Source organism: Streptomyces sp. bgisy130 (assembly GCF_057708345.1).
On sequence record NZ_JBYISA010000005.1, the window covers coordinates 219,682 to 233,550 of the forward strand.

Sequence of the window (13,869 nt, forward strand, 5' to 3'; positions counted from 1 at the left end):
ATGCTGCGGTACGTTCCGCCCCATGAGGCTCACGATTCTGGGCGGGGGCGGTTTCCGGGTGCCGCTGGTCTACCGCGCCTTGCTGGACGACCCGGGACGCGCCGTCTCCGAGGTGGTGCTGCACGACACCGATCCGCGCCGGGTGGCGGTGATCGCCGACGTCCTGGCGCGGCTGGCGCAGGGGCATCCCGCGCCGGTACCCGTACGGGTCGCGGGCGGTCTGGACGAGGCGCTGACCGGTGCCGGCTTCGTCTTCTCGGCGATCCGGGTGGGCGGCACCGCGGGCCGGGTACGGGACGAACGCATCCCGCTGTCCGAGGGCGTGCTCGGCCAGGAGACGGTCGGCGCGGGCGGTGTCCTCTACGGCCTGCGGACGATCCCGGTGGCGCTGCACATCGCCGAGCGGGTCGCGGCGCTCGCCCCGGACGCCTGGGTCATCAACTTCACCAACCCCGCGGGCATGGTCACCGAGGCGATGTCCCAGGTGCTCGGCGACCGCGTCATCGGGATCTGCGATTCGCCGGTGGGGCTGGTGCGCCGCGCGGCGCGGGCGGCCGGCGCGGACCCGGACCGGGCCGGCTACGACTATGTGGGGCTCAACCACCTCGGCTGGCTGCGGTCGTTGACGCTGGACGGCACGGATCTGCTGCCGGGCCTGCTCGCCGACGAGGACGCGCTGGCCTCCTTCGAGGAGGGCCGGCTGTTCGGCGGGGAATGGCTGCGGACCCTGGGCGCGCTCCCGAACGAGTATCTGCACTACTACTACTTCCGCCGCGAGACCCTCGACTCCGTACGGGACACCCGGGAGACCCGCGGCGAGTTCCTCGACCAGCAGCAGGGCGGCTTCTTCGAGCGGGCCGCGGCGGCCGGTGGCCCGGACGCGGCGTACGCCCTGTGGGAGCGGACCCGGCTGGAGCGCGAGGAGACATATATGGCGCACAGCCGGGAGGCCAGTGGCGGCTGGCAGCGCGACAGCCACGATCTGGAGGGCGGCGGCTACGACCGGGTGGCGCTGGCACTGATGCACGGCATCCTGGGCAGCAGCGGCACCCAGCTGATCCTCAATGTCCGCAACGGGACGACCGTGCCGCAACTGGCACCGGACGCGATCGTGGAGACCGTGTGCGAGGTGACCGCACAGGGCGCCCGCCCCCTGCCCTGCGCACCGCTGCGCGAGGACCAGTTGGGCCTGATGTTGCAGGTCAAGGCGGTGGAACGGGCGACGATCGAAGCCGCCGTCTTCAAGGACCGCTCCGCCGCCCTACGAGCCCTGGCCCTGCATCCCCTGGTGGACTCCCCCACGGTGGCCGCCCGGATTCTGGAGCGAGCGGGCGGGGAGGGGTAAGGGGGAATGCCCCTCCACCCCCGCCACGTTATGGCCCCGAGGGGGCGTCCGCGCCCCCTACGGGAAGTGTTCGCCCCTCCCCTAAGGCATCCCCCCAGCAGCCCCCGGTTTCCCAACTGGACGCCACAGCCTCGTTCTTCGGGTCCCCCCAGGCGCATTTCCCCTGCTCACGCCCGTGTTAGCGGGACGTTAGCGGGGCGGCAGCCTTGCACTAGTGGCCCCGACCAGAGTGGTGGTCGTACCGAGGAAACAGCGACACACCGACCGTCCTGGGGGACCCGAAATGAGCGCCAACACCACTGCCCGCACCGTCCGTCGCCGCAGCCTGCGCCTCGCCGTCGCGGCCCTGACCGCGGCCGCCGGCCTGACGCTGACCGCCTGCTCCGGCTCGGACGTCGCCGCCACGGAGCCCGCGGGCCAGTCGGGCCAGGGCGCGGCCGTCGAGTCCGGCGGCACGGACTCCGGCTCCGAGGCGCAGGGCTCCGGTGACGAGGCGGGCGCCGGCGCCAAGACCGACACCAAGGCCGACGCCAAGGGGGGCGCTGCGGCCAAGAAGCCGGGCGGCACGAACGCCGCCGGCGGTGGCGGGACGGGCGCGGGCGCGGGCGTTGAGCGCTGCCACACCTCCGGCCTGAAGGCGGCGTTCGCCACGGGCGAGGATGCGGCCCCGGACCCGAACGCGGGCGGCTCGACGACCACCAGCGTCGTGCTGACCAACAAGGGCAGCCGCAGCTGCAAGATCGGCGGCTTCCCGGGTGTGGACCTCAAGTCCGAGAACGGCGGCGAGCGCTGGTCGCTGGCCCGCTCGTCGGCCAAGCACAGCTCGATCACCCTGGCGCCCGGCGACAGCACCGACTTCACCATCAACGTCGCCCTGACCAAGGAGGACAAGGGCTTCTACCAGCCCGCCTTCGCGGACGTCACGCCCCCCAACGAGACCAAGTCGCTCACCATCAAGTGGCCCTGGGGCACCCTCGTCGACCAGCGCAGCGCCACCCACCCGGCCACCTTCGTCAACCCCATCGGCTGACCACCTCGGCGCCACCCTGGACATCAGCCGGGAACACTTCTGAGCCCGACCGGCTCAGAACGCACAAAACAAGCAGAGGAGTTCACCATGAAGTCGTTACGCACTCGAATCGGTGTCGGTCTCGCGGTCGCTGCCGCAGCGGTCGCCATCCCGCTGACCTCCACCACCGCCTTCGCCGCCCCGCCCCCCGGTGACGGCTGGGTGCCCGTCGGTGGCGAGAAGTACCCCTCGAAGGCGGAGTGCGAAGCGAAGGAACTCCCGTACGCCCAGGCTAACGGGTACCACGAGGTGTGGTGCGACGACAGCAAGCCCATCATGGCCATCTACAACCGCTGACGGCTCGCCACCCGGCGAGAAACCCGGCGAGGACTCCTCCCGCCGGCGCCGCGCCGAAAGTCCGCTGCCCCGGTGTGTCACACCGGGGCAGCGGACTTTCGGCGATCCATGCGGACCCGCCCTGGGGCCGGTCGTGCTAATGGCCCCGCTTGATCCACTCTTCCAGGTGCGGGGCCTCCGTCCCGATCGTCGTCGGATCGCCGTGTCCGGTACGGACCGAGGTCTCGGGCGGCAGGGTCAGCAGCCGGTCCCGGATCGAGGCGACGATCGTCGGGAAGTCCGAGAAGGACCGGCCGGTGGCGCCGGGGCCGCCCTGGAAGAGGGTGTCGCCGGTGAAGACGGTGCGCAGGTCGGGCGCGTGGAGGCAGACCGCGCCGGGGGCGTGGCCCGGGGTGTGCAGCACGGTCAGGTCCGTACCGGCGATGGTCAGCACCTGACCGTCCGCCAGCTCCGCGTCCGGTGGGGTGTCCGGGTGGGTCATCTTCCACAACGGGAGGTCGGCGGGGTGCAGATGGATCCGGGCGCCGGTGCGGGAGGCGAGCGCCGGGGCCGCGTCGATGTGGTCGTTGTGCCCATGGGTGCAGATGATCGCGCGCAGCGTCCGGCCGCCGAGGGCCGCGACGATGGCGTCGGCGTCATGGGCGGCGTCGATGACGATCGCCTCGTCGTCGTCGCCGACGATCCAGACGTTGTTGTCGACGTCCCAGGTGCCGCCGTCGAGGGAGAAGGTGCCGGAGGTGACCAGGTGGTCGATGCGGGCCGCCATCAGAGCGTCACCACCGAACGCAGCACGTCGCCCGCGTGCATCCGGGCGAAGGCCTGCTCCACGTCCTCGATGCCGATGGTCTCGGTGACGAATGCCCCCAGGTCGATCCGGCCCTGGAGGTGCAGATCGACCAGCATCGGGAAGTCGCGGGAGGGCAGACAGTCGCCGTACCAGGAGGACTTGAGGGCGCCGCCGCGGCCGAAGACGTCCAGGAGGGGGAGTTCCAGGGACATGTCCGGGGTGGGGACGCCCACCAGGACGACGGTTCCGGCCAGGTCACGGGCGTAGAACGCCTGCCGGTAGGTCTCCGGGCGGCCGACCGCCTCGATGACGACGTCCGCGCCGAAGCCGCCGGTCAGCTCGCGGATCGCCTCGACGGGGTCGGTGGAGCGGGAGTTGACGGTATGGGTGGCGCCCATGGAGCGCGCGGTCTCCAGCTTGCGGTCGTCGATGTCCACCGCGATGATCTTGGCCGCGCCGGCCAGCCGGGACCCCATCACGGCCGCGTCGCCGACGCCGCCGCAGCCGATGACCGCGACCGCGTCGCCGCGTGCGACACCGCCGGTGTTGAGCGCGGCGCCCATACCGGCCATCACCCCGCAGCCCAGCAGACCGGCCGCCTCGGGCGCGATCTCGGGGTCGACCTTGGTGCACTGCCCGGCGGCGACCAGGGTCTTGTCGGCGAAGGCGCCGATGCCCAGCGCCGGGCTCAGCTCCGTGCCGTCCTTCAGCGTCATTTTCTGGCGGGCGTTGTGGGTGTCGAAGCAGTACTGGGGGCGGCCGCGCAGACACGCCCGGCACTGGCCGCACACCGCTCGCCAGTTGAGGATGACGAAGTCGCCGGGCGCCACATCGGTGACGCCGGAGCCGACCGACTCCACTACACCGGCCGCCTCGTGCCCGAGCAGGAACGGGAAGTCGTCGTTGATGCCGCCCTGCTTGTAGTGCAGATCGGTGTGGCACACCCCGCACGCCTGGATCTTCACCACGGCCTCGCCGGGACCCGGGTCCGGCACCAGGATGGTCTCCAGCCGGACCGGTTCGTTCTTCCCCGGCGCAATCACGCCGCGCACTTCCTGTGCCATCGGGACAGCCCCTTTCAAAGATCACGTACGGGACCACTGTGGCGCACCGCCACTGAGCCGTGCCTCACCGTACGCGTGCCGGGCCACCGCGCACAGGACCACGGCCGGGCACGGGGCGGCCCCCAGGATCACCAGCGTGGCGTGGCAGGGCTGACCCAGCCGGGGTCCGCGTGCCGCATGGCGGCGGCGTCATCGCGGTCGCGCAGTGCGCCGTCGTCGGCCAGCCAGCGGCGGTGCAGCGCGGCGAGCCGGTCGCGGTCGAGGGTGATGCCGAGGCCGGGGGCGTCGCTGACGTCCACCCGGCCGTCGCGGATGCCGATCCGTTCGGTGAGGACGTCCTCGGTCTGCCAGGGGTAGTGGCTGTCGCAGGCGTGGTCGAGGTGCGGCAGGGTCGCCGCGACCTGGGTCATGGCGGCGAGGCTGATGCCCAGATGGGTGTTGGAGTGCATGGACAGGCCGACGCCGAAGGTGCGGCAGATGGCGGCGAGTTCGCGAGTGGTGCGGAGCCCGCCCCAGTAGTGGTGGTCGGCGAGCACGATCTGGACGGCGTCCCGGGCGAATGCCCCGGCGATCTCGTCGACGGTCGTCACGCACATGTTCGTGGCCAGCGGGAGGCCGGCCCGTCCGGCGGCGTCCGGCCGTGCCCCGCGCAGGGCGGCCGCCACCTCCGCCATCCCTGCCGTGCCGCTCGTCGGGTCCTCCAGATACTCCAGGACGTCCGCCAGCCCGGCCGCGACCCGGCAGGAAGTCGGCACGCTCCAGGCGCCGTTGGGGTCCAGGCGCAGCGGCTGCCCGGGGAACGCGGCGGCCAGCGCCCGGACCGCGGCGCTCTCCTCGTCGGGCGGGAAGACGCCGCCCTTGAGCTTGAAGGAGGTGAAACCGTAGGTGTCGGCGAACCGGCGGGCCTGGGCGACGACACCGGCGGGGTCGAGCGCCGCGCCCCAGTCGTCGCGTTCGCCGCGGCCGCCCGGGTGTTCGGCCCAGCGGTAGAAGAGGTAGGCGCTGAACTCCACCCGGTCGCGGACCTTGCCACCGAGCAGGGCGTGGACGGGCAGTCCGGTGGCGCGGCCCCAGGCGTCCAGGCAGGCGACCTCGAAGCCGGAGAGGACGGAGAGCCGCAGTTTTTGTGCGGTCCGGACGCCGCGCAGTCCGCCGGCGTCCACGGCACCGGCGCCGGTCGCGCCCGGCGGGTCCCCGCACACCTCGGCGGCCAGCTCGGGCAGTCCGTTCAGATCCGTGACCGACCGGCCGATCAGCGCACCGGCCAGCGGCTGGGCCAGGGCCAGGTAACCGGTGTCCCCGTAGGTCTCGCCGAGCCCGGTGACGCCGCCCTCGGTGGTCACCTCGATGATCAGCCGTGGGGTGTACGGCTGGTGTACGCCCTGCGTGTTCAGCAGCGGCGGATCGGCCACCAGGACCGGGGTGAGCCGGACCTCGGCGAGGGTGAGGTCGTGCCGGGCGTCGGTCATCCAGAGGCTCCTACGAGGCCGAGGGCTGTTCTCATATGTAGATGACGTCTATGGAGGGAGTGGGAGGTTAGGGATTCCGCACAGCGACCGTCAAGGCCCGCCACCGCGGTCAGCTTTTACCAAGGGTTGAATCTGCGCGCGTAGATACCGATGTGAGGCTCTGTTAGACCTACGGGGTCCGCTCATGTCTCCGGAGGAGCCGCGCATGCCCCGTCCCGCCCGTTTCCGCCCCGCCCTCTCCCGCAGGGCCCGCCTCGGCGCCACCACGGTCGCCGCCCTCGTCGCCGGCACCGCCGTCTTCGGCATCGGCCAGGCCACCGCCGAACACTCCGTACCGCGCACCGACAAGGAGATCCCGAACCTCACCCAGGTGCAGGACAAGATCAAGGCGTACTACGGCGACACGGTGACGGCGGACGGCGAGCACTACGCCTCCCCGCGCAGCAACTACGCACAGCAGGTCCGCGGCATCGAGGCCAAGGCCCGCGGCTATCTTTCGAAGGCCCTGGCCCGCCATGACCGTACGGGCAAGGCCAAGCCGGCCATCGTGCTCGACATCGACGACACCACCCTGCTCACCTACAACTACGAGCTCCAGGTCGGCTTCCACTTCACCGAGGAGAGCCAGGACAAGTACCTGGCCCACACCGACATGGACCCGGTCTTCGGCATGGACCGGCTGGTCAACTGGGCGCACGACAAGGGCGCCGAGGTCTTCTTCCTCACCGGCCGCAAGGAGGCCCAGCGCGCCTGGAGCGTCCGCAACCTCAAGAACGTCGGCTACGGCATGCCCCTGGACCGCCGGCACGTCTACCTGAAGGACAAGGAGCACCCGCCGGCCTACCTGCCCTGCGGTGCCACCTGCACGACCATCGAGTACAAGTCGGGGACCCGCAAGCACATCGAGTCCCTCGGCTACCACATCGTCGCCAGCTTCGGGGACCAGTACAGCGATCTGCGCGGCGGCGCCGCGGACCGGACCTTCAAGTTGCCCAACCCGATGTACTACCTGCCGTAAGGCGGAGGCTTGCGGGTCCGGTCCCACGGGGCCGGACCGGGCGGGCCGGGCCGCTTTCACGCCCCGGCCCGCCGCCCTCAGCGCCGTTTGGGCAGCGGCACCCGCGACAGGTCCTGGGCGATGGTCAGTTCGCCCGTGTACCCCGCCGTGCGGGCCTGCCGCTCGAACTCCGTGGGGTCGTCGTAGCGCTGCGAGAAGTGCGTCAGCACGAGATGCCGCACGCCGGCCCGTGCGGCCACCTCCGCGGCCTGCCCGGCGGTCAGATGCCCGTGGTCCTCGGCCAGCTGGACGTCCTCATCCAGGAACGTCGACTCGATGACCAGCATGTCCGCCCCCTCGGCGAGCGCATGGACCCCGGGGCACAGCCGGGTGTCCATGACGAACGCGAACCGCTGGCCCCGCCGCCGCTCGCTCACCTCGTCGAGGGTGACGCCGTTCAGCTCGCCGAGCTGCTTGAGCCGCCCGATGTCCGGCCCGGCGATACCGTGCTCCGCCAGCCGGTCCGGCAGCATCCGGCGGCTGTCCGGCTCGACGAGGCGGTAGCCGTACGACTCGACCGGGTGGGAGAGCTTGCGCGCTTCCAGGACGTACGCCGGCGAGCGCTCCAGCTCACCGTCGACGGCGACCGGCCGCTGGACCAGCCGGACCGTCTCCCGGTACGCGGTGGCATAGCGCAGCCGCTCGAAGAAGCGCTCCCCGCTGGCCGGGTAGTGGGCGGTGACCGGGTGGGGCACCCGGTCGAGATTGATCCGCTGGATCACGCCGGCCAGGCCGAGCGAGTGGTCACCGTGGAAGTGCGTGATGCAGATCCGGTTCAGGTCATGGGCGGCGACCCCGGCGCGCAGCATCTGGCGCTGGGTGCCCTCGCCGGGGTCGAAGAGCAGCCCCTGACCGTCCCAGCGCAGCAGGTAGCCGTTGTGGTTGCGGTGCCGGGTGGGGACCTGGCTGGCGGTGCCGAGGACCACCAATTCACGTACGGACACGGTCGGTTATCCGGGCGGCCACTGGAGGCCGCGGCCGCCGAGCACGTGCAGGTGGGCATGGAAGACGGTCTGGCCGGCGCCCGCGCCGGTGTTGAAGACGACCCGGTAGCCGCGGTCCTCCACCTTCTCCTCGGCGGCGACCTCCCGGGACTCCCGCAGTATGTCGGCGATGACCTGCGGTTCGGCGGCGGCCAGGGCCGCGGCGTCGTGGTAGTGCACCTTGGGGATGATCAGGACATGGGTCGGCGCCTGGGGGTTGATGTCGCGGAAGGCGACAGTGGTCTCCGTCTCCCGGACGATGGTCGCCGGCACCTCCCTCGCCACGATCTTGCAGAACAGGCAGTCGGCCTGCGGTTCTCCCGCCACGGGTGGCTCCTCCCAGGTCATCCGTCCGGCGCACGGTGCGCACGGCCTCGGATGCTACCGGGCGGGCCGCACCGGAGCGTCCACCCGGCCCGCCCGCCGCGCGGCTGCGCCCGCCCGGGCCCGGCGCCGCGGCGGGCACGCGCACGGGTCGGCCGGGCGCCGGGCCGCCGGATCATTAAGCTGGGCGGTGATCCCTTTCGCCCACAACCGGGAGTTCTGCACCATGGCAACCACGCGCACCGCCAAGACCCACTGGGAAGGCAACCTCCTGGAGGGCAAGGGCACCGTCGCCCTGGAGTCCTCCAAGGTCGGTACGTACGACGTGAACTGGCCCGCCCGCGCGGAGCAGCCCAACGGCGTCACCAGCCCCGAGGAACTGATCGCGGCGGCCCACTCCTCCTGCTACTCGATGGCCTTCTCGCACGGCCTGGCGGGCAAGGGCTACACCGTCGAGGCCCTGGACACCCAGGCCGATGTCACCTTCCAGCCCGGTGAGGGCATCACCGGGATCGCGCTGACCGTCAAGGCCCGCGTCCCCGGCCTGTCCGAGGAGGACTTCCAGGCGGCGGCCCAGGACGCCAAGGCCAACTGCCCGGTGAGCCAGGCGCTGGCGGGCGTCAAGAACATCACGCTGGCGGCCGAGCTGCTCTGACGGGACGGCCGGCCGGGCCGGTCCTCCGAGTGTGAACGGCGGTGCGCCGGACGGCCCCTGAGGGCACGTCCGGCGCACCGTCGCGTTGTCAGTGGGCTGTGCCACGATCTCTGTGCTGCCGCGGAACGGCCCGGTGCCGCTCCGCGGGCCTCCGCACACCCGCCCCGCGAAGGGACTCCCGCACGTGACCCACCGCTCCGCCACCCCGCTCCCTCTGGCCCTGCGGCTCGCCGCGCCGGACACCGCCGATGCGCTCGCCGAGCGGCAGCGCCCGGAGCTGCTGGCCGCGCTGTCCAGCCGGTTCGGGCTGCCGGAGGAGATGGTGGAGACCCTGATCGGGCCGGGCGGCGCGGCGCTGCGTGCCGCACTGGACGCCGATCCCGCGGCGTTCCTGCTACGGGCGGCGGAGACCGGCGATCCGGTGATCGCCCGCGCGGTGTGGCGGGCGCGCTACCGCCCCGCACCGGACCGGACCCGGCGCGGGCGGGACCTGCCGGATCTGCTGCCGGCGATTCTGCGCGCCGCCGACCCCACGGACCCGCGCTGGGAGGCCGAGGACGGCCTCGTCCCGGTGCTCCAGGAGGAAGCCACCGGATGCGAGCTGTTGCCCACCCTGACCGGCCCGTTCCCCCAGCTGATCTCCTTCACCCTGGTCCGGCTGGCCCGGTTCCTCCCGCTGCCGGTCGCCCTCGACGCCTGTATCGCCCTGGTGCAACTCGCGGGCGGTGAAGGGCTGCTGGCCTTCGCCGACGGTGTCGAGCGGATCGAGGACTTCGACCTCGGGCGGCCGGAGTTGCTGGAGCTGATGCGGGCGGCCGCCGCCGCGGACGATCCGGAGGCGTTCCTGCGGGAGCGGCGGCCGGCCGGTGAGTGGACCGACCCCGCGGCGCTGCACGCCCTGCTGCGGGTCCGTGAGACCAGCGCGGTGGTGGCCGCGCCCGACGCCCTGGACTGGGAACCGGTCCGCCGCGAGCACGCCCGTCTGCCCTTCGAGACCGAGCCGGCGCGCGGCTACGGCCGCCACGGCAGCAACCGCCTCTTGCAGCTCACCCGCTGGGAAGGCTGCCCGGCGGACCTGGTCATGGAGAGCTTCCGTGCCGACCCGCGGTCCACCGCACGGTACGCCGCCGAGCTGCCCTTCGAGGCGCTGAAGGGCCCCGAGGCGGCCGCGGGCAGGGTGGAGTTCGGGGATGTCCTCGCCCACGGCATCCGGGCCGGCCGGCTGCCGGTGGACCGCGCGCTGACCGAACTCACCCCGGCGCCGGAGGTGCTCGGCGCGCTGCCCTACGACCACGAGCCGACCCGTAAGGCCCTCGCCGGGCTGCTCGACCGGCTCGGCACGGACCCGGTCAACTGGCTGACGTGCTACGCCCGGATGGGCCGGGCCCGCGGCAGTGTCGCCGAGCTGATCGACGACGCCGCCTCGGCCACCTCCCGCCAGAAGCGCAACACCAGCTGGCCGCGCCCCCTGGAGGCGGTGTTCCCCGCCACGCCCCCCGAGGCGTCCCGGGCCGCGTTCCTGCACCTGTTCCAGTGCGCCTCCGAAGAGGCGCAGATCGCCGTCGTACCGCACTTCGACCCCCGGGCCGTGCAGCATCTCCTGGTATACGGCGATCCGGCGCCGGCCGTCCGGGACGCGGTCATCGCCGCCCACGGAGTGGCGGCACAGGCCGCGCAGGCCGCCACCACCGCCCTCTCCCCCGAGAAGCTGGCCTACCTCCTCGATCTCGACGAACCGCAGGTGGATGCCCACCTGTTCTTCTACTGCGGTATCGACCAGCGGGAGCGGGAGCGGATGCTCGCCGGACGGCTGCGCGGCGGCGGCGTCCGCCCCGTCCCCGAGGAACTGCTCCACGTCCTGCGGGAGACCAACCTCGGCCACTACCGTCACTGGCTCATCGCCGGCCTGGACTCCGGTGACCTGGGTGTGGCGCGCACCCTCCTCGGGCGGCTGAAGCTGCGGATACCCGCGGCCCGGCTGCGGCTGCTGGTGGCCGTGTGGCAGCGCGGCGGCCCGGACGCGGTGCGCGAGATCCTGGCGATGGACCGGCTCCCGGTCACCCTCCGCCGGCAGACCGAGAAGCTGCTGGACGCGCCGGACGGCCTGGACCGGCTGCGCGCCCGCCTGGCCGCGGAGGAGGACCCGGAGAAGCTGCTGGAGTACCTCAACAAGGCGCCGGGCTACGACGGCAGCCAGCCGCACAAGCTCACCGGCGAGGGCATCCCGCTGCCCTGGCCCGAGCTGATCGCGGCGTACCGCTCCGGCAAGCTGACCCCCAGCGCGGCCCGGGACCTCGCCGAACGCGCGGACTGCCCGCGCGAGCTGCTGCTGGCCCTCCTGCCGGACACCCCGGAGCCCGACCGCTACAGCACCGCCTGGCCCCAGCTCGCCCTCCGCCACGGCACACTCACCCCGCAGGACATCCTGACCCACGCCGCCCCGGCGCGCCGGGCCCTGTCCCATCTGAGCCACGCCCTCAACTCCCCCGAGCAAAGGGCCGACCGGCAGGAACTGCGCACACAAGCGGCCGCACTGACCGCCGAGCAACTGGGCACCGACCCCGAAGCCTGGGCCGTCGCCCTCCAGCTGCTCCCGACCTTCGCCGGCACCCTCACCGAACTGTGCACAACGGCAGCCGCAATCACCCGACCGTCCACCTGACCACCCCGGCGGCCGCCCAGCCCGATCCACCGGTCACCGAACCACCGACGCAGACCCCCACCGGCCTTCCCCCCACCCCTCAACGGGAGGGGACGGGCCGGAGGGGCAGGGTGTCCGGACGTAAAGCGAAGCAGTCCGGACACCCTGCCCCGGAGGCCCGTCACCGCACCCCAACAGCCCCGCGCAGCGGCACCGCCCGCCGCAGGCGCAACGGCGAGGTCCCACACGACGGGAAAGCCGAAAACGTGGGCCCGAAACCTAACCCCACCGCCCCGTAAGCCCCATCAGCAGCGCCGTGGCCGCCGTCCCGGCCGTAGAGGTCCGCAGCACACTCGGCCCCAGCCGATAAGGCTTCGCACCGGCCTCCGCGAAGGCGGCCAGCTCCTCCGGGGAGACCCCGCCTTCCGGACCGACGACGAGCACAATCCGCCCCTCGGCGGGGAGTTCGGCGGTGGCGAGCGGCGCGCTGCCCTCCTCGTGGAGGACGGCCGCGAAGTCGGCATCGGCGAGCAGCGCGGCCACCTGCTTGGTCGTCAGCGGGTCCGCGACCTCGGGAAAGGTCAGCCGGCGGGACTGCTTGCCCGCCTCGCGGGCGGTGGCGCGCCATTTGCCCAGCGCCTTGGCGGCCCGCTCGCCCTTCCACTGGGTGACACAACGCGCCGCCGGCCAGGGCACGATGGCGTCCACCCCGGTCTCGGTCATCGTCTCGACGGCCAGTTCCCCGCGGTCGCCCTTGGGCAGCGCCTGGACGACGGTGATCGTGGGGCGGGGCGGGTCCTCGGTGCGCAGCTCGGTGACCGCGACGGTGAGCCGGTCCTTGCCCTCGACGGCGGCGACCGTCCCGTGGGCGCCGGTGCCATGACCGTCCGTCAGGACGACCTGCTCGCCGGTCCGCAGCCGGCGCACCGAGACCGCGTGCCGGCCTTCGGGGCCGTCCAGCGTCAGCGTGCCGCCGGCCCGTACGCCCGCGAGCGACTCGACGAGGAAGACGGGCGCGGTCATGAGGCGTTTCCGTCGGCGGTGCGCTGCAACGCGGCGCGCGCGGCGTCCAGTTCGGCCGCCAGCACCTCCACCAGCTGCCGGGCGGGCAGCTCCCGCGCCAGCCGGTGCCCCTGCCCGGCCCACAGGTTCATGCCCTGGGCGTCGCCCGCCTTGGCGGCGGCCTTGCGCACGGTGGAGGTGAGGTAGTGGACGGCCGGGTAGGCGGCCGGTGCGTACGGGCCGTGCTCGCGCAGGAAGCGGTTGACCAGCCCGCGGGCCGGCCGTCCGGAGAACGCCCGGGTCAACTCCGTATGGGTGAACAGGGGGTTGGTCAGGGCCTGCTTGTGCAGCGGGTTGGCGCCCGACTCGGGGGTGGCGAGGAAGGCGGTGCCCAGCTGCGCCATGGTCGCCCCGGCGGCCAGCACGGCCGCGATCTGCGACCCGCGCATCAGCCCGCCCGCGGCGATCATCGGAATCTGCACGGCCTCCCGGACCTGGCCGAGCGCCGCCAGCAGCCCCAGCCCCGCGCCGGTCCCGTCCGCGTGCGGATCGTCCCGGTGCGTGCCCTGGTGGCCGCCGGCCTCCACGCCCTGCACACACACCGCGTCCGCACCGGACCACTGCGCGGCCTGTGCCTCGGCGGCGGTGGTGACCGTGACGACGGTGTACGTACCGACCTTGGCGAACGCGTCGAGGACGGCGCGCGAGGGGCAGCCGAAGGTGAAGGACACCACCGGCACCGGGTCCTCGCGCAGTATCGCGAGCTTGGCCTCGTAGCCGTCGTCGATGGGCCCGTCGGTGTCGCCGAGTTCGGTCTCGTACCAGGTGGCCTCGCCGGCGAGCTGTTCGCGGTAGACCTCGACCACGGTGCCGTCGGCCAGGGAGGGCTGCGGCATGAAGAGGTTGACGCCGAAGGGCCGGTCGGTCAGCGACCGCAGCTGTTTGATCTCCTGGTACATCCCGTCGGCGGTTTTGTAGCCGGCGGCGAGGAAGCCGAGACCGCCGGCCGCGCAGACGGCGGCGGCCAGCTCGGGTCCGGAGCCGCCGCCCGCCATCGGGGCCTGCACGATCGGGTAGCGGCAGAGATCGGTTGGTGCGGTGGGCATGAGCACATCGTGTCACGCCCACCGCACCGCCCCGAACGGGGGCGGTGGCGGCCACGCGGGCCCGGGGAGA

The 13,869-nt window shown here is 72.8% G+C and carries 13 protein-coding genes; 6 read left to right on the plus strand and 7 right to left on the minus strand.

Annotated elements, in window-relative coordinates:
• The first annotated feature begins 22 nt into the window (after positions 1-22).
• From AC3EUV_RS09930 to AC3EUV_RS09940, 3 genes are all read left to right on the plus strand, one after another.
• Positions 23-1,345: a 6-phospho-beta-glucosidase gene (locus AC3EUV_RS09930; protein WP_432141612.1), complete on the plus strand. Its 1,323-nt coding sequence runs from the start codon at positions 23-25 to the stop codon at positions 1,343-1,345.
• A 283-nt stretch (positions 1,346-1,628) separates the two neighbouring features.
• Positions 1,629-2,375 (plus strand): DUF4232 domain-containing protein, encoded by a 747-nt coding sequence (locus AC3EUV_RS09935; RefSeq protein WP_432141611.1) that lies wholly within the window; start codon positions 1,629-1,631, stop codon positions 2,373-2,375.
• An 87-nt stretch (positions 2,376-2,462) separates the two neighbouring features.
• Positions 2,463-2,711, plus strand: coding sequence for a hypothetical protein (locus AC3EUV_RS09940; RefSeq protein ID WP_432141610.1), 249 nt, complete (start codon positions 2,463-2,465; stop codon positions 2,709-2,711).
• Positions 2,712-2,847: 136 nt separating this feature from the next.
• On the opposite strand, the gene AC3EUV_RS09945 is transcribed toward AC3EUV_RS09940, so the two are convergent.
• The 3 genes from AC3EUV_RS09945 to AC3EUV_RS09955 all read right to left on the minus strand — a co-directional run bounded on the left by AC3EUV_RS09945 (position 2,848) and on the right by AC3EUV_RS09955 (position 6,031).
• Complete coding sequence (locus AC3EUV_RS09945; RefSeq protein ID WP_432141609.1) at positions 2,848-3,477, minus strand: MBL fold metallo-hydrolase; 630 nt, start codon at positions 3,475-3,477, stop codon at positions 2,848-2,850.
• Complete coding sequence (locus AC3EUV_RS09950; protein WP_432141608.1) at positions 3,477-4,562, minus strand: S-(hydroxymethyl)mycothiol dehydrogenase; 1,086 nt, start codon at positions 4,560-4,562, stop codon at positions 3,477-3,479. The genes AC3EUV_RS09945 and AC3EUV_RS09950 overlap by 1 nt, the downstream gene beginning before the upstream one ends.
• Before the next feature lie 128 nt (positions 4,563-4,690).
• Positions 4,691-6,031, minus strand: coding sequence for an enolase C-terminal domain-like protein (locus AC3EUV_RS09955; RefSeq protein WP_432141607.1), 1,341 nt, complete (start codon positions 6,029-6,031; stop codon positions 4,691-4,693).
• 205 nt (positions 6,032-6,236) lie between these two features.
• On the opposite strand from AC3EUV_RS09955, the gene AC3EUV_RS09960 reads away from it, so the two are divergent.
• Positions 6,237-7,049, plus strand: a complete 813-nt coding sequence (locus AC3EUV_RS09960) for an HAD family acid phosphatase (RefSeq protein ID WP_432141606.1) — start codon at positions 6,237-6,239, stop codon at positions 7,047-7,049.
• 77 nt (positions 7,050-7,126) lie between these two features.
• Here AC3EUV_RS09960 and AC3EUV_RS09965 read toward each other — a convergent pair whose 3' ends face one another.
• Both AC3EUV_RS09965 and AC3EUV_RS09970 read right to left on the minus strand, forming a co-directional pair.
• Positions 7,127-8,032, minus strand: coding sequence for a ribonuclease Z (locus AC3EUV_RS09965; RefSeq protein ID WP_435602673.1), 906 nt, complete (start codon positions 8,030-8,032; stop codon positions 7,127-7,129).
• 6 nt (positions 8,033-8,038) lie between these two features.
• The gene (locus AC3EUV_RS09970; RefSeq protein WP_432141604.1) at positions 8,039-8,398 is read right to left on the minus strand and encodes a histidine triad nucleotide-binding protein; all 360 of its coding nucleotides are present in this window, start codon (positions 8,396-8,398) and stop codon (positions 8,039-8,041) included.
• A gap of 223 nt (positions 8,399-8,621) precedes the next feature.
• Between AC3EUV_RS09970 and AC3EUV_RS09975 the strand changes: the two genes are divergently transcribed.
• Both AC3EUV_RS09975 and AC3EUV_RS09980 read left to right on the plus strand, forming a co-directional pair.
• Positions 8,622-9,050, plus strand: coding sequence for an OsmC family protein (locus AC3EUV_RS09975; RefSeq protein ID WP_432141603.1), 429 nt, complete (start codon positions 8,622-8,624; stop codon positions 9,048-9,050).
• A 184-nt stretch (positions 9,051-9,234) separates the two neighbouring features.
• Complete coding sequence (locus AC3EUV_RS09980) at positions 9,235-11,712, plus strand: hypothetical protein (protein WP_435602674.1); 2,478 nt, start codon at positions 9,235-9,237, stop codon at positions 11,710-11,712.
• 258 nt (positions 11,713-11,970) lie between these two features.
• Here AC3EUV_RS09980 and AC3EUV_RS09985 read toward each other — a convergent pair whose 3' ends face one another.
• Both AC3EUV_RS09985 and AC3EUV_RS09990 read right to left on the minus strand, forming a co-directional pair.
• On the minus strand, positions 11,971-12,714 hold the full coding sequence (locus tag AC3EUV_RS09985; protein WP_432145124.1) for a 16S rRNA (uracil(1498)-N(3))-methyltransferase: 744 nt from the start codon (positions 12,712-12,714) through the stop codon (positions 11,971-11,973).
• Complete coding sequence (locus AC3EUV_RS09990; protein WP_432145125.1) at positions 12,711-13,799, minus strand: nitronate monooxygenase; 1,089 nt, start codon at positions 13,797-13,799, stop codon at positions 12,711-12,713. The genes AC3EUV_RS09985 and AC3EUV_RS09990 overlap by 4 nt, the downstream gene beginning before the upstream one ends.
• Between the last annotated feature and the right edge of the window lie 70 nt (positions 13,800-13,869).